A 13693-nucleotide genomic window follows, 5' to 3' on the forward strand; every position below is an offset into this window, starting at 1 on the left:
GAATCACGGAATAATGGTTTCTTACGAGGCGTTCGATCAGGATGTTGAAATCAACGGGCAGACGGTGCTTACGATTGTCAACGAAGGGATGGGGAAGTTTTCTGCGGCCTATCAAGAACGGGCGTTGAACGCGTTAGCGGACGAGGGGATTACTGATCCAGCGCCTGACGAATGGTATCCACAACAGGCGTGGTTGAATGCTTTTGAGGCGATTGCTGAGGAGCTCCAACCACACGTGCTAGACCGACTCGGTGAACAAATTCCGGATGTCGCCGAGTGGCCGAATGAGTTTGACACAGTACCTGCGGGGCTCCAATCGATCGACGAGGCGTATCAACGGAACCACCGGGGTGGAGAGATTGGGTGGTATCGATTCGAGCAAACCGACGACCGGGCCGGGACAGTCACGTGTTACAACCCGTACCCGTGTCCGTTCGATCGTGGCCTGATCAGAGGCGTTGCGAAACACTACGCGTCGATGGATTCGTTCGTATTCATTGAGGAAACCGGAGCTACCTGTCGCCGGAACGGAGACGGTCGCTGTACCTACACTGTGTATTGGTGAGGGGAGCCGGGAACCTACTCCTCGTATGTTTCGAGTGCCTCACGGAGTTCGGCAGCAGAGAGGTTTGATGCAAGTTCGATGATCTCTTCAAGATCCTCGTAGGTCGCTTGAAGATCACGGATCCGTTCGGCTTCGCTGGCTTCTGAGTCCGAGAGTTGCTCTTCAGCTCGTCGGATCGTTCGCAGGGTCGTCTGGATCTCGCGTTGAATGTATTGTTGGAATACGTCCTGCAGGATAAACCAGATTTCGCGTTCTGCCGTGAACTGTACTCGCCGTCCGCCGCCTTCCGAGGAGCGACGATGGATTAACCCGATGCGTGTGAGTGTCCGCGTTACGTTACTGACGGTTGATTTGGCATACCCGGTTTCTTCGACGAGTTCCGGGATTGAGAGCGGATCCGGGGCAAAATACAAAACACCGTAGATGCGTCCAGCACTGCGGCTTAGTCCATACACCTCGGCTGATTGTTCCAGCGATTCGATGATACGTTCCCGTGCGAGGTCACGGTCGCCTTCACTCATACACTATCCCTCGTGTGTCGGCGTGATGAGGCCACTCTTGAGTCATATCTACCCCAAAGACTCCGTAAGTGTTAAATCGTTTGATTCGTTTGTTCGGAGTGAGCCGAACAAACAAAACGAATCATCCCAAAGTCAATGTCCAGTGCGCTCCCTCACCAGCCGTCAGTCGAATACACCCCAGAGAAACAGACCGACGTCGTCATCGGTGGAGAGACCCATTCCGATATCCTCCAGGTTCTGTCATCGGATACAGCACAGGAAATCATGGCCACGCTCAAGCGAGAGCCGGGGACGGCGTCCGACGTTGCGACCGCTATCGGGCAGTCGATCCAGAACGTCACGTATCATTTGGATCGGCTTCGTGATGTCGATCTCGTCACGCCGGTTGGAACGTGGTACTCCGAAAAAGGAAAGGAAATGACCGTGTATGCCCTCACAATTGAAGAATTAGTCGTCCAGTTTGCCGATTCGACTCATCAGGAACCGGAACGCTCGCCGGACCGTCGGTGAAGCGACGCGGGCTTTCCCTTGATCACAAATATCGGTTCACGATGCCGTGGCTGTACTGATTCACGGCTCGGAGTACGGGCCGTGCGGAGATACGTCGGAGTAGCACCTTTTCGGGCGGGGTGCTCCCGGCCAGAGACGTTTCCCAACCAGTGTGCGTCTGGAGGCGTTACCGCTCCCGTATGGCCACTTCGTAGATGCGCTCGGCATCCAGTGACTCGACTCGTACACGTTCAAGCTTGCGTCCGATCCGAACCCAGATTTGATTGCCAGTACGAACCTCAAATCCAGCGACCCGATCGAGATCGAACTCCACGAATAGGTTAGATATGTCACCAGATATCTTGATTCACGACGCGACTGTGCTGACAGTCAACGAGCACAACCAACTGTATCGGAACGGGACGGTCGTCATCGACGAGGGGGTGATTCAAGAGGTCCGACCATCCGAATCGGACGACGCCGATACAGCTGCCGAGACCGTCATCGATGGCAGCGACCGCCTCGTGATGCCTGGGTTGATCAACGCCCACGCGCATCTGGAACTGACCGCGCTCATCGGGGCGTTCAGCGAGATGAGCCTCGGCGAGATGTTCGCCGAGATGACTGCCCTTTGTGAACAGCTCGGTCGTGGCAAATACGAGTATCTCGTCGAGGCGGGGTGTGATCTCGCCGCGTTGAATTTCATCCGGAGCGGGATCACGACAACGAACGCGATGGACGCGCTGCCGAGTCGCGGGGCTGAAGCCTTCGGGGAGGCTGGACTCCGAGGCTTCTTTGGCCCGTGGATCAGCGACTTGTTCTGGGATATCCCCGAAGACGACCAATTCGAGCGCGCTCGCTCGTTTATCGAGGAGTATCACGACAGCTACGACGGGCGAGTACAAGCGACAGTCTGCCCCCACGACGACTGGTCGTGTTCTCGGGCCGTCTGGGAACGGACTGCCGAGCTTGCGGCGGACTACCCCGACCTTCCAGTCCACACGCATCTACTTGAACTAGACGCGAGCAATACGATGGCCCGGGCGAACGACGCTGATGATTCACTTTCACTGCTGGACGAGGTTGGACTACTCAATAAACGACTCGTCGCCGCACATTTCCGCGTTGCTGACGAAGAGGATATCGAACGGATGGCAGCAACCGGCGCGTCCGTCGCCCACTGTCCGTCAATCTTCTGCTACTGGGAGCCAGATGGTGAGACCGAGTGGACACCAGTCCCTGCGTTGCGGGAGGCAGGGACAACAGTTGGACTCGGTCTCGACGATCACTACTGGCACGATTCCAGCGATCTGCTGGGCGAAGCCCGACAGGCACGGCTAGCGGCCAACCTCTCGTTTGGAACGAACCAGTTCCACTCGATGGAACTGGTCCGGATGCTTACGATCGACGGGGCGAAGGCGCTCGGCGTCGCCGACGAACTCGGCAGCATTGAGCCCGGCAAGCACGCGGATCTCATACTACTAGACCTATCGGATCCCAAATTCATCCCGAAGACGAACATTCCAGCAGTCGTCGTGAATACAGCAACGGCTGACGACGTTGCGTCAACGATTGTTGACGGTGAGTTACTGATGCACGACAACGAGGTTCGGTCAATGAACCCCGATGCCGTGTGTGAACGCGCTACCGCCGCTGTCGAACGGTTCAGCGACGAAATTGGGTGGGAGATAGATATCGGCGGAAGTGACCCGCCAAGCCATCTTCGTACCGCTCGTGACCTCCCAAAACGAGGACCAGCACATCTCGTGGCTCGACTGGGTCTGCAACACCTCAAAGATCGATTCAGATAGTGAAAAATGGTCACAATCCAAACTGTGGTGAGAAACGGTCCACTGATCGAATCGTCCGCTCAGCTGAACAAACAATAGCACCACAAGAACCATACACTTCGATGGGATGATAGCCCGTATGCCCTCCCCCGTACCCCTGCAGTCCGCAGCAGCCGGATTGTTTGTCTTCTTTGGATTGTTACTCCTCATTGTCGGAATCGTATTAGTTGTGTGGACCTATCGTGATGCACAGCAGAATAGCAGTCAATCCGCCTCTCTCTGGGCGATTGTCGTGTTTCTCGCTCCGTTGCTCGGGTTCGTACTCTACCTGCTACTGGGCCGAGATAAGCGGTGATCAGATCCCCTAGAAATATGTCCGCTGTGAAGCGAGTGCTGCGGTATCCGTGGTTGGTGATCATTGCCGGATACATAGCGGTGATTCTCAGCTCCCTCAGCCTAGGAATGAGTCTAGCGGAGTATTCAGCTACGAATAGAGTTCAGATACTTTCGACTGTTGGGACGCTTATCATAGGTATATACATCCTACACCACGCATACACCAGAGATCTGGACTAGCTGCGCACTCCTCCAGTGTCCTACTCCTACGACGGCGTGAACGCTGTAAGTCCGGCCCTGACAAGTTTCGCTTCTCCCTTCTGGAGGTGCTCGCTCGCGGTGTTAGGTGCACAGCCTAACTCCGCTGCGACGTCAGCGTGAGTGGCTCCTCGCGGTGTGTCGTAGTACCCCAACTCGACGGCCACCTGAAGCGCCTCGTGTTGGCGGTCACTCAGCGTCGTCGACGGATCCACCGCAGCGCTCGGAAACTCCTGAATTGCGTCGATTTGGACACTCACCGCCGCCGGGAGGCCATCGATTGTCGACTGTAACGTGTCGGGGTCGCCAACGATGTGCCCGTGGATACGGCCCTCACGGTAGACAAGCGGGCGCCGCACCACCAGTCCAGCGCGATCGATCGCCGTCGCAGACCCGCCGAATATCGGAACCGCCGCGTCCCGCAACGTGACGAGTGCATACGTCACGCCGGTGTCGGTAGCCGCACCTTCGACCGCTTCGATACCGTCTGTCTCGCGTGCCAACTCGACGAACGTCGCACCATCCCCATCGATCGCGTACAGGTGCGTCGACCGCGCTGATTCTCCACGGTTCCAGTCCATCGCGCGTGCCTCTTCGACGGCATCTGCCTCCAGCAAGTACTGGAGAAACCCGGGCGCCCGGTCAAGGTCCGGACGGACTGTGATCCGGATGTGTTTCATACGTGTTTCGTTCGACATTCCTCTCCGCTGCCCAATATAAATCCCTGGAGTATACTCCACAGAACCGCTACCCCAATAGCACTGTATCATTCGGATGTGATGACGACGAACCCAGTCACGAGCGACGTGCAGTGCCGTATCGTTCGGTCGAGTGCCAGTGCGGCCCCTCAAACCGAGGTGGGCAAGCGATGAGAGCCGTCCGCTACCACGACCACGGCAGCGCAGACGTGCTCCAAGTCGACGAGGTGGACCGTCCGACCCCCGAACCCGACAAACTCCTTGTTGAAATCAGAGCTGCCAGCGTCAACCGGGTCGACGTGATGTTCCGCGCTGGCCAGTACGGTGATCTCCCGCTCCCGACGATTCCCGGGGGCGACGGCGCAGGAGTCGTCGAAGCGGTCGGGTCGGATGTCGAAGACTTCGAGCCGGGCGACAGCGTCTTCATCTCCGGGATGGACAGAGTGGAAGGCGGGACCTTCGCCGAATACGCCGCTGTTCCAGCCGAGAAAGTCGCGCACCTCCCCGATGATGTGGCGTGGACGGTCGGCGCAGCCATCGGGAACGTGGGTGCGACGGCGTGGACAGCCCTCGAAGAACTGGCGGGTATTCAAGCGGGTGATCGCGTCCTGATCCACGGTGGATCCGGCGGAGTTGGGCACGCTGCAGTCCAGATCGCCGCGCATAGTGGCGCTGAGGTGATTGCGACCGCCGGAACCGAAGGGGCGCGCGATCGACTCCAGGATCTCGGAGCAACCGCAGCGCTCGATTACAATAGTGACGCGCTCGCCGACGAGATCCTCGCCGCAACTGACGGCGCTGGCGTGGAAACGATCCTTGATCATCGGCTCGAAGAGTACCTTGACTTGGATCTGGAAGTCCTAGCGGAAGGCGGACAAATTATCAGTACGATGGGCCACATCCCGGAGACGAACGGACGGCCCTTCTACAATAAGGAAGTGACCATCTATCCGCTGAAGATGGATAATCATCCGACCCGACGTCCAGTATTGGAGCGTCTAATCCGCCTAATGAAGCAGGATGCGCTGACCGCGGTCGTCGCCGACACGTATACGTTCGAGAACGCCAATCGGGCTCACCAAGACCTACTCGCTGGCGGCTACGTCGGGAAACTTGTCGTGACCCCGTAACCTAAGGTGAAATACGAGGGGCCAGTTCACAGGCGGTGGAAGGCGGACGCCACGAAGGTTCTCCCCGTGGAAGAGACCGGTACGCCGACGTACCAGTACTCTGTCCTGAACAGATCCCAGGGCGAATAATCACTTCCAAAACTATCAACGGAAGTTAATTTCTCAAATCCGACTTTTAGTCCATCGCAATAGTCGTTAGAGTGTTCTTGCGAACTTACCGACGCGTTCGGGCTGAGACCTATGCTGCCATAATCAAAAGGAGGTTGCCTACGGTGGTCAGTATCGCTGTCACACCGAATAACGTATGCTCCGCAACGTGTGCAACGTGGTCGGGATTGCTGATGAAGTGGAACGACCCTTCGAAAACGAAGCTATAGTAGCGTTCGCAACTGATTGCTCATCCGATCGCTCGCAGTCGTGCGATCGGATGAGCGAAGACTTGCGAACGCTACTATAGCGATGCCAGCCGTAACCAAGGCTGCACCCCCAATTCGTCGATAGCCACTCACCGCGAATCCTGCACCTGCTACAGGAAGAACGTATAATGAGACTGTAGCGAAAGCCGCTACCTCTCCGTCGGGGATGACCGGGATAGCGACGTGAACCAGCGCGTGGAGTACGGTCAACAATATGTGTCCACCCACCGTAGTGAGAATGACCGTTCGTCGATCCATCAGCGATCACGTTGGTGACTTCATCTGAGTGGAAGCCTCGTCTAGCCCGTTCGCGTATCGTTGCGCGAGCCACTCCTCCCACGTGAGTCTCCCTACCTTGTGATCGGGACAGGTCGCATAGCCATCCCGAAACGCCGCCACAGTGTCACCCGGGATGGGGACACTAAGAATGGGTCGTCGGAGACCACGCGTATCGCGGTATGCCTGTGCGAGTTCACGCACCGAGTGAATCTCAGGACCGCCGATGGGGTCGATCCGATCGTGCGCTGTCAGCGTCGCGTGATCCACAATAATGTCTGCCACTTCACTGACAGCGATGGGTTGGGCTTGTATGGTTGTCGGGAGAGGCCACACCGGGAATTTCGCTACTAAATCCAGCATTTCAGCGACGAACGAGTGGAACTGCGTCGCACGGACGATGGTCGTCGGAATATCGCTTTCCTCGACCGCTGTTTCAGCGACAGCCTTGTGTTCATAGTAGGAAAACGGGATATCATCTACACCCACGATTGAGGGGTACACGAAGTGTTCCACACCGGTCACTTCGGCCGCCTCAAGAAGTCGTTTCGTTCCCTGTACGTCAACCGCCTCCGTGTCGCCTTGCGGCGCCGTCGCCGTGTGGATGACAACATCGATGTTCTCAAGCACCGACTTGATGTCCAGATCCTTGGTCAAGTCAAGTTCTACCCAGTTGACACTCTCTCCAGATTCGTCCGAGGGCGAGCGGCTAGCCGCTCTGATAGCGTGGCCCTCCGCTGTGAGCCGCGGTCGGAGTGCCGTTCCGAGTTTCCCTGTTGCACCGGTCACCAGCGTTTGGATCATATGGAATAATTCGTCGCTCAACAAGAGTGAGTATCGCCGAGTCTGCTCGGTGGGTTTATATTTATGATTGCGTACTGACGCTTATGAAACACGTCCGAGTTCGCATCACTGCCGATGATGGACGGGCGGGCAAAATCCATCCGATGTACGGCGTGCTAACCGAGGCACCATTCATCAAGCGAGCGACCGCAGAACAGTGGAACTACACTGGTGACGCATTAGGTATCCTCCATTACGTCGTCGGCGACGCTGACGCGCTTGAAAACGCGATGCAAGAGACCCCGGAGGTCGTCGGATACGATTTGGAACGTATCGATGAGCGGTCTTTCTACGTGTACGTCCGGGATGCGACGACCGATTCGCTTCAAGAGATGTTCGGACCCATTTCCTCTGGCGGTCTTATCGTCGTTCCTCCCATCGAATACAAACCAAGTGGGACGGTAGTATTCTCGATGTTCGGTCCTGACAACGAGGTTCAGGATGCAATCGAAGATGTTTCCGTCCCTGTTGACGTAGCTATCGAATCGATAGGCGGCCTTGCTGGTACGACAACTGCTATCGAAGCCTATCTCACTGACCGTCAACGCGAAGTTGTCGAAACGGCCGTAGAGATGGGTTACTACGACATCCCTCGGAGAACTAGTCAGGAAGATATTGCTGCGGAACTAGACTGTGCGCCAAGTACTGTTGCTGAACACTTGCGGAAAGCTGAAGCGCGGACACTTCAGGCACATTACGCCGGAGATAGGTAATCTACCTGATACGTGTCCTCTGTTGTAGTGACAAACGAGAATCACTGTACTTCGATACTGTATCATTCCTGGTAGCGTCGGAATCAGGGCATTTATAGTAGCGTTTGTCAGTCTTCACTCACACGATCGCACGACTGCGTGCGATCGGATGTGCAATCAGTTGCAAACGCTACTATAGTGTGCGCGGCTCACTTCCTGCGTGCAGTACACAGTTCGTGAATCGCCTCGGGGCTTGCCCCTGAGGCACTCGGCCTGCTCCGCCTCTAGAGTGTATAGCCTCACATCGGGTCAACTATCGGACTATCCTAACCGATCGGTCTCGTTTACCCACGGGGGAGTATCGACTGTGGCCGTGCCAACTCGGTTGAACTGGACTGTTTCAGTAACGACTCGTGGCCCAGATCGGTACGTGACTGTTTGTTTCGTCTCGATCCGCTGAACGTATCCCGCTCCGTTGACGAGGAGTGTCATCGAGGCATTTGACGTGACGTGTGTGTCGTTCAGACTCGCTTGCACCCGGTAGTAGCGGGTTCCATTCCGAGTGATTGTCTCGACAGTCGTGTTCTGCCGCGTGCTGTATTTATACAGGAGTTGCCGGTGGAGTGCTCTGTTGAGTCGAACAGAGGAATTGAGTAACGTGACTTCGCGGATGTGGGTCTCGGTCCCGGTATCGACACGAACTGTTGTATCAGTGCCGTGTCGCCACGCTGTAACTCGGGAAGGTGCCTGTTGAGCTCCCACTGACGTATCCCCGGTGGCTGTCGATGTCCGAACGGCGAGCGCCCGTATAGGCGGGGTTGGGTCGACTGTCCACGTCTGATTGGTTGTCACTTGGAACGTTTCGTTCGTGACAGTCGTCGTTGAGTGAACGGTAAACGGCTGTGATCGAAGCGTCGCAGTATGCGTTTGAATCAGTGTGTTCGTATCAGTAACGTCACTCGGAGTCAACGCAGGCGACGACTGCGAAGAGGTAGGTGGGACAGCACATCCCGCAGTAATTATGACACACACGACGCAGACAGCGGTCAACTGAGTGGATAGGTTCATTGTGGGAGCACCTCCGGGAAGCCGTACACGTAGTAGTAGATCTCTGCCGCACCGGAACAGACGAGCAGTACGCCAGCAATACGGTAGATCGTCTGTGTATGTGATCTGAGCGCTGCCGTGAGCGATGACCCACCGAGGGCGGTCACACACGTGAATGCAACGAGCACCGCGCTCATCCCCAGCGCGTACGCAAGCGTAATCCCGACACCGAGCATTGGACCGGCTGCTATTCCTTGTGCGACGACGGCGATGAACAACGGCGCAGTACACCCAGCTGCGGCCCCGGCGTACAGCGCACCGAAGATGAAGAACCCGCTGAGCGACCGGTTTCGCTCCGGCAGCCGAATCACTGAGTGGGAGGGTTTCCACCCAGCTACCATCAGCCCCCCAGCGATGATGAACACGCTCCCGACGATGACTTCCAGTACTGCGATGTCGGCGAGCGCTTGCGCTCCGAAATAGGCCGCAGTGCCTGCAAGACTGACGTACACAACCGTCATCCCGGCACCAGCGAGGACGCTCACCAGGACCGCACGCGCCAGCGGGCGACGGATTCGCGCGACAATCGGCACCGATTCCACCGTTGCTGCTGGGGTCCCACCATCGGCGGTCGAAACAGTATCGCCCAGAAAATACGAGAGGTAGCCAGGCAGGAGTGGAAACGCGCACGGGGCGAAGAAGGTCGCCGCCCCAGCGGAAAACGCGAGCCCAAAGAGCGCTGGGAGAGCTAGTCCAGCCATCGTCACGACTCCACTAGTGGGGCGATGATTGAGTTGAACTGGTCAAACGTCCGGGCTCTGACCTCCGGGTTCTCTCCGGTGGCCGGTGTTCCATCGGTGTCGAACACGAGGTTTGTTGGGTAGCTGTTCGCATTCCATCGATCAGTCGCAACGAGACCTGGGTCCTTTACCACGGGCCAGGTGCCGTCGTATTCGTTCCAGAATTCCTTGATCAGTGCTTCGTCCACTTCCGGCGTGATCGAAACTAAATGGAGGGTTTCCGTGTCGTATTCGGCCCGGAGTTTCCGGAACGCTGGCATCTCTTCTTGACATGGCCGACACCACGTCGTGAAGAAATTCAGAACCACAACTTTCCCGTCCGGTTTGAGGACGACGTCCCCATCGGGAAACTCGTCGTGAGTGACGACTGAGGGGAGCGCTAACTGTGAGTCTGTGTCGGTATCGTCGTTCTCGACACTCGTGTTCGTTGCACCTTGCGGTGTGTTCGTACTGGACCCCAATTGACCAGCACAGCCAGCCAAGCTCAGGGCGAGTCCAGTGCTGATCGCTGCCAGGACGGATCGACGAGTTCTGGAGGGCATATGTTGTGTCTGAAATGCGGTCGTGAAATGCGATATTTGCGACGAAAGCTTCAGCGTGTGTTTGACTGTTCTTCAGTAGTGTGCTGGTGTCTCACGACGAATCGTTCAGTATAGGGCGTTTACCGTCCGATAGCATCCGCAAGCGAACGGAGTGAGCGAGCGGTTCTCCGACGGCGACCGCCGGTCGCCGTCGGGCTTTTTTGGTGCAGATTTTTTGCGCGAGCGGTCGGCTTCGCCGACCCGAGCGGAAAAAAGGTGCACAGGCAGAGTCTTGGGCTTGATCCGGCTGTGAAGTCGTGAAATACTCCCGTGACATTCTATGACACACTGTTAGTGAGATCGATTCGATCTTACCCACGGTGGTCGCTCAAGATCGGCGTCGCCTGATTCAAACTCGAACGTGATCCGGTACGTCGTCGGGTCGTCGCTGAACGACCGGACCAGCACGTACTCCGCGTACGTTCCCGCAGGTTCTGTTGTGTCCCAGGAGACGTTCGCCGCTGTGACGACGTGCGAATCAGCGTCAGTCCGTACCGCACCTGAGGCGTCTGTAATTCGGTACGGCTCTCGACCGTCGTACCAGCCTGACTGTGGCTTATAGACTGTCTCGTCCGACGAATCAGTTCCTTCGGCCTCGTATCCGGCGACGACTAAACTGTTGACGAACACCGATGCCGTTCCTGACACCGGCTGCGTGACGCCGGTGCCGTTCTCTTTGACGATGACTGTCACGTTGTCACCATCCCGGTCTTCATCGACGAGTACGCGGTTCTCATCCTCAGCAATCAGTTCCCGTTGCTGCTCGGCGTTGTCACTCCCCGGAATCGTTCGCTTGTGGTAGACCGGGCCAGTTGCGTCGGGCTGGTATGCCGCTGACACAACATCGCCATCGACAACCCGCTGGTACCAGGCGCCATCAGCAGTTACGACACCGTCGAATGCCAGTCTCACCTGTCCGTCCACGACGAGACTCCCCGTCGCGCTGAACGAGTCCGTCTCACCAACGGTGAATCGCTCGCTCGGAGCGTTCGCTGCGTGTGGTTCCGTCATCGTGGCCGGATACACGGCAGAAAGGACAAGACCGAAACACACCACCGCAAGCATACCCATCAAGATACCGGCAGTCCGACGCTTCATATGCGTCCGCAGACATCAGTGGGGGTCTCTGTCAACCCATCGGAAACTGAAATGTGAGTCTCATCGACGCTGTGCTTCTTCGTGGTAGTGTTCGCTGCGGAGACGTAGGGATTTCCCGAAGATCCTGACCGTCATTTCAGCGCGCTATTCAGGCGCTTCAGTTAGACCCCTTGCTAGTGAATCGGAGCTCGAACGCGCAGGACGGCAGATCACGCCCCGGATATTCAGACCCTTCGTGTCCGCTTGGTACAATTCCACCAACGCCAAGTGAGTATCTTTTGAGGAATGCGATATGGCTCGTGACTTTACCTTCGGAAATTTCCTGAAAGAATTCGGGATGCGTCTCGGTGCTGCCGTCGTTGTCGTCAGCGTCTTCCTCGGCGTCGGGTATTTCAACCGGACTAATTTCTTCGGAGTCGCCAGCGTTCTTGGCACCCAAGCTAGTTTCTTTGCTGTCTCGCTGTCACTCATCGGACTCATTTCCCTGAGTTGGATCGGTATCCAGCGGTACCGTCAATAAGCTAACCCACGGCTAAACAGTAGTTGCTGAAGTGGGAAAGGGGACAGATTCGGTTGGTTCTCTTACTGGCTCTAAACTGTGTGCACCCGGTGCACGGAGTTCTGAGTCGTATCCGTTCCATCGCCGAAACGCTAAGTGCACGCGATTCAGCAACTACTGTTCACGGGTGGGTTTCCGCGCTGTTACAGCTATGACACTCTCTCCGTATCAACTCCCGACGTACCCCCGTGACGTCATCGAGCTTGTGGGCATCGCGCTGGTGCTCGCCGGGATCCACTACTCCGCACCACTCTCCGTCCGGGACGCACTCGTGTTCAATCACGGGCAGGTCCGTGGGTATACGTTGCTCACCGCAGCGTACGTCCACGCCTCCGAACCGCACCTCCTCCAGAACCTGGACGGGTACGTCCGCATCGTCGGGTTCCCGTACCTGTACAGTCTGGCATCTAATGTGCGACGCTAGTTCTGGCGAACCACACTTGCCCTGCTGTTCGTCCTTCCAATCCTCACGAGCCTCACCAGCTACGCGCTGCTGCCAGTCCTGTACTCGGGCGGGACCCCAGTCACGTACGGGTTTTCCGACATCGTTGCTGGCTTTGCGGGCGTCCTCATCGTCGCCGTCGGACGGTTCGTACAGGCCCGCCACAGCAGCACCGTCGCGTGGGCAGTCAGTTGCACTGGCGGCGCGCTCATCGTCGCTATCATCGGGATTCGCCTTACCGGGAGTGCGAGCGCCACCGTCACTGGCACTGTTGGTCTCGGCGTCGTGGCCGTGGTCGCCGGTGGCTGGTATCTCACAGCCTCGCACTCGCAGTCGGATGCCGGCATTCGACTCGCGTGGGTGCCGGAAACGGTCGTTTTGGGCCTCACTGGCGTCGTTCTCGGCACACTGCTCTGGGATTTCTTTCCACCGCTGTCAGCGCTTAACGCTACCGGGGCGACACCGAATCTCGTGGGTCACGCCGCCGGGCTCGGCTGGGGCATCGTTCTTGCCGCCAGCCTGCACGTACTCGAACAGAACGAGGCCGTCGATAGATGATCTTCATCCCGAGTCTCTATGAGGTGATACGCTACGCAGAATATGTGAATCGATCAGTAGACATAAAGTACATACCGGAAGTGAATGCGACTCATCCACATCCTACTACGGTCCGCGTGCAATACAGCGGAGTTGCTGTCACCGTCAGTGTAACGACCACCACTCGAAACAGATGAACGACCAATTTTATAGTAAGATAACACGATCAGCGGGTATGGGGCATACGAAGGGCACTGTCGACGACGCGCCGCAGTTTGGTGAGGAACGAGACCGCAAGAATCCAGATTTCTCTATCGTCGATATTTATGCGGAAGAAGGGGAAGTCTGGATCCAGACCGGCGGGATGCACGAGCCATACAGCGTTGAGGTCGCCGAACAGATCCGTGACCGACTCGACAGCGCAATCGGAGAGGCGAGAGATACAGAAATATCTGATCAGAATAGTGATGAAGCCCAGTCTGATACGCAAATATATCAAGCCGAGAGCTCAGACGCAGATTCATAAAAAACGTGTGGTGAATAGCGGTACCAGCGAGGCAATTAGAATTTAATTCGGCTTGTTAGTGGTCAATTTCTGGTGATAACAAGGCAGGT

17 protein-coding genes are annotated in these 13693 nt (G+C 56.9%); 10 read left to right on the forward strand and 7 right to left on the reverse strand.

The features are described from left to right. Positions 1–13: 13 nt before the first annotated feature. On the forward strand, positions 14–565 hold the full coding sequence (locus tag RJT37_RS11360) for a hypothetical protein (RefSeq protein ID WP_313684530.1): 552 nt from the start codon (positions 14–16) through the stop codon (positions 563–565). A gap of 14 nt (positions 566–579) precedes the next feature. On the opposite strand, the gene RJT37_RS11365 is transcribed toward RJT37_RS11360, so the two are convergent. Further along, the gene (locus RJT37_RS11365; RefSeq protein ID WP_313684532.1) at positions 580–1086 is read right to left on the reverse strand and encodes a GbsR/MarR family transcriptional regulator; all 507 of its coding nucleotides are present in this window, start codon (positions 1084–1086) and stop codon (positions 580–582) included. A gap of 135 nt (positions 1087–1221) precedes the next feature. Here RJT37_RS11365 and RJT37_RS11370 point away from each other — a divergent pair, with 135 nt between their 5' ends. The 3 genes from RJT37_RS11370 (at position 1222) to RJT37_RS11380 (ending at position 3720) form a co-directional block, all read left to right on the forward strand. Further along, entirely contained in the window at positions 1222–1596 is a 375-nt protein-coding gene (locus tag RJT37_RS11370) for an ArsR/SmtB family transcription factor (RefSeq protein WP_313684534.1), read from the forward strand. 326 nt (positions 1597–1922) lie between these two features. Then, a complete protein-coding gene (locus RJT37_RS11375) occupies positions 1923–3386 on the forward strand; it encodes an amidohydrolase family protein (protein WP_313684535.1) in 1464 nt (487 codons plus the stop codon). 118 nt (positions 3387–3504) lie between these two features. Next, positions 3505–3720 carry a PLDc N-terminal domain-containing protein gene (locus tag RJT37_RS11380; RefSeq protein ID WP_313684537.1) on the forward strand — a complete coding sequence of 72 codons (216 nt, stop codon included), beginning with the start codon at positions 3505–3507 and terminating at the stop codon, positions 3718–3720. Positions 3721–3967: 247 nt separating this feature from the next. Here RJT37_RS11380 and RJT37_RS11385 read toward each other — a convergent pair whose 3' ends face one another. After that, entirely contained in the window at positions 3968–4639 is a 672-nt protein-coding gene (locus tag RJT37_RS11385) for a helix-turn-helix domain-containing protein (RefSeq protein ID WP_313684538.1), read from the reverse strand. 188 nt (positions 4640–4827) lie between these two features. Here RJT37_RS11385 and RJT37_RS11390 point away from each other — a divergent pair, with 188 nt between their 5' ends. Continuing rightward, positions 4828–5787 (forward strand): quinone oxidoreductase family protein, encoded by a 960-nt coding sequence (locus RJT37_RS11390; protein WP_313684539.1) that lies wholly within the window; start codon positions 4828–4830, stop codon positions 5785–5787. A gap of 680 nt (positions 5788–6467) precedes the next feature. Here RJT37_RS11390 and RJT37_RS11395 read toward each other — a convergent pair. Continuing rightward, entirely contained in the window at positions 6468–7283 is an 816-nt protein-coding gene (locus RJT37_RS11395; protein WP_313684540.1) for an SDR family oxidoreductase, read from the reverse strand. 83 nt (positions 7284–7366) lie between these two features. Between RJT37_RS11395 and RJT37_RS11400 the strand changes: the two genes are divergently transcribed. Beyond that, entirely contained in the window at positions 7367–8035 is a 669-nt protein-coding gene (locus RJT37_RS11400) for a helix-turn-helix domain-containing protein (RefSeq protein WP_313684542.1), read from the forward strand. 1043 nt (positions 8036–9078) lie between these two features. On the opposite strand, the gene RJT37_RS11405 is transcribed toward RJT37_RS11400, so the two are convergent. From RJT37_RS11405 to RJT37_RS11415, 3 genes are all read right to left on the reverse strand, one after another. After that, the gene (locus RJT37_RS11405) at positions 9079–9822 is read right to left on the reverse strand and encodes a cytochrome c biogenesis CcdA family protein (protein ID WP_313684543.1); all 744 of its coding nucleotides are present in this window, start codon (positions 9820–9822) and stop codon (positions 9079–9081) included. A gap of 2 nt (positions 9823–9824) precedes the next feature. Next, positions 9825–10403, reverse strand: coding sequence for a TlpA family protein disulfide reductase (locus RJT37_RS11410; RefSeq protein WP_313684545.1), 579 nt, complete (start codon positions 10401–10403; stop codon positions 9825–9827). Positions 10404–10733: 330 nt separating this feature from the next. Continuing rightward, entirely contained in the window at positions 10734–11453 is a 720-nt protein-coding gene (locus RJT37_RS11415; protein WP_313684546.1) for a hypothetical protein, read from the reverse strand. Positions 11454–11832: 379 nt separating this feature from the next. Here RJT37_RS11415 and RJT37_RS11420 point away from each other — a divergent pair, with 379 nt between their 5' ends. Both RJT37_RS11420 and RJT37_RS11425 read left to right on the forward strand, forming a co-directional pair. Next, positions 11833–12060 (forward strand): hypothetical protein, encoded by a 228-nt coding sequence (locus tag RJT37_RS11420; protein WP_313684547.1) that lies wholly within the window; start codon positions 11833–11835, stop codon positions 12058–12060. Positions 12061–12250: 190 nt separating this feature from the next. Continuing rightward, entirely contained in the window at positions 12251–12523 is a 273-nt protein-coding gene (locus tag RJT37_RS11425; RefSeq protein ID WP_313684548.1) for a hypothetical protein, read from the forward strand. A gap of 59 nt (positions 12524–12582) precedes the next feature. On the opposite strand, the gene RJT37_RS11430 is transcribed toward RJT37_RS11425, so the two are convergent. Further along, on the reverse strand, positions 12583–12753 hold the full coding sequence (locus RJT37_RS11430; RefSeq protein WP_313684550.1) for a hypothetical protein: 171 nt from the start codon (positions 12751–12753) through the stop codon (positions 12583–12585). Positions 12754–12826: 73 nt separating this feature from the next. On the opposite strand from RJT37_RS11430, the gene RJT37_RS11435 reads away from it, so the two are divergent. Further along, the gene (locus RJT37_RS11435) at positions 12827–13099 is read left to right on the forward strand and encodes a hypothetical protein (protein WP_313684552.1); all 273 of its coding nucleotides are present in this window, start codon (positions 12827–12829) and stop codon (positions 13097–13099) included. Positions 13100–13313: 214 nt separating this feature from the next. Continuing rightward, a complete protein-coding gene (locus RJT37_RS11440; protein WP_313684553.1) occupies positions 13314–13604 on the forward strand; it encodes a hypothetical protein in 291 nt (96 codons plus the stop codon). The last annotated feature ends 89 nt before the right edge of the window (positions 13605–13693 follow it).

The sequence above is a fragment of the Halobellus marinus genome, from assembly GCF_032113415.1.
In the GTDB taxonomy this organism is placed as follows: Archaea; Halobacteriota; Halobacteria; order Halobacteriales; family Haloferacaceae; genus Haloquadratum; species Haloquadratum marinus.

Coding starts and splice junctions, on each gene's coding strand:
- RJT37_RS11360 (WP_313684530.1), top strand. CDS start 14: ATGGTTTCTTACGAGGCGTTCGATCAGGATGTTGAAATCAACGGGCAG.
- RJT37_RS11365 (WP_313684532.1), bottom strand. CDS start 1,086: ATGAGTGAAGGCGACCGTGACCTCGCACGGGAACGTATCATCGAATCG.
- RJT37_RS11370 (WP_313684534.1), top strand. CDS start 1,222: ATGTCCAGTGCGCTCCCTCACCAGCCGTCAGTCGAATACACCCCAGAG.
- RJT37_RS11375 (WP_313684535.1), top strand. CDS start 1,923: ATGTCACCAGATATCTTGATTCACGACGCGACTGTGCTGACAGTCAAC.
- RJT37_RS11380 (WP_313684537.1), top strand. CDS start 3,505: ATGCCCTCCCCCGTACCCCTGCAGTCCGCAGCAGCCGGATTGTTTGTC.
- RJT37_RS11385 (WP_313684538.1), bottom strand. CDS start 4,639: ATGAAACACATCCGGATCACAGTCCGTCCGGACCTTGACCGGGCGCCC.
- RJT37_RS11390 (WP_313684539.1), top strand. CDS start 4,828: ATGAGAGCCGTCCGCTACCACGACCACGGCAGCGCAGACGTGCTCCAA.
- RJT37_RS11395 (WP_313684540.1), bottom strand. CDS start 7,283: ATGATCCAAACGCTGGTGACCGGTGCAACAGGGAAACTCGGAACGGCA.
- RJT37_RS11400 (WP_313684542.1), top strand. CDS start 7,367: ATGAAACACGTCCGAGTTCGCATCACTGCCGATGATGGACGGGCGGGC.
- RJT37_RS11405 (WP_313684543.1), bottom strand. CDS start 9,822: ATGGCTGGACTAGCTCTCCCAGCGCTCTTTGGGCTCGCGTTTTCCGCT.
- RJT37_RS11410 (WP_313684545.1), bottom strand. CDS start 10,403: ATGCCCTCCAGAACTCGTCGATCCGTCCTGGCAGCGATCAGCACTGGA.
- RJT37_RS11415 (WP_313684546.1), bottom strand. CDS start 11,453: ATGACGGAACCACACGCAGCGAACGCTCCGAGCGAGCGATTCACCGTT.
- RJT37_RS11420 (WP_313684547.1), top strand. CDS start 11,833: ATGGCTCGTGACTTTACCTTCGGAAATTTCCTGAAAGAATTCGGGATG.
- RJT37_RS11425 (WP_313684548.1), top strand. CDS start 12,251: ATGACACTCTCTCCGTATCAACTCCCGACGTACCCCCGTGACGTCATC.
- RJT37_RS11430 (WP_313684550.1), bottom strand. CDS start 12,753: ATGAGCGCGCCGCCAGTGCAACTGACTGCCCACGCGACGGTGCTGCTG.
- RJT37_RS11440 (WP_313684553.1), top strand. CDS start 13,314: ATGGGGCATACGAAGGGCACTGTCGACGACGCGCCGCAGTTTGGTGAG.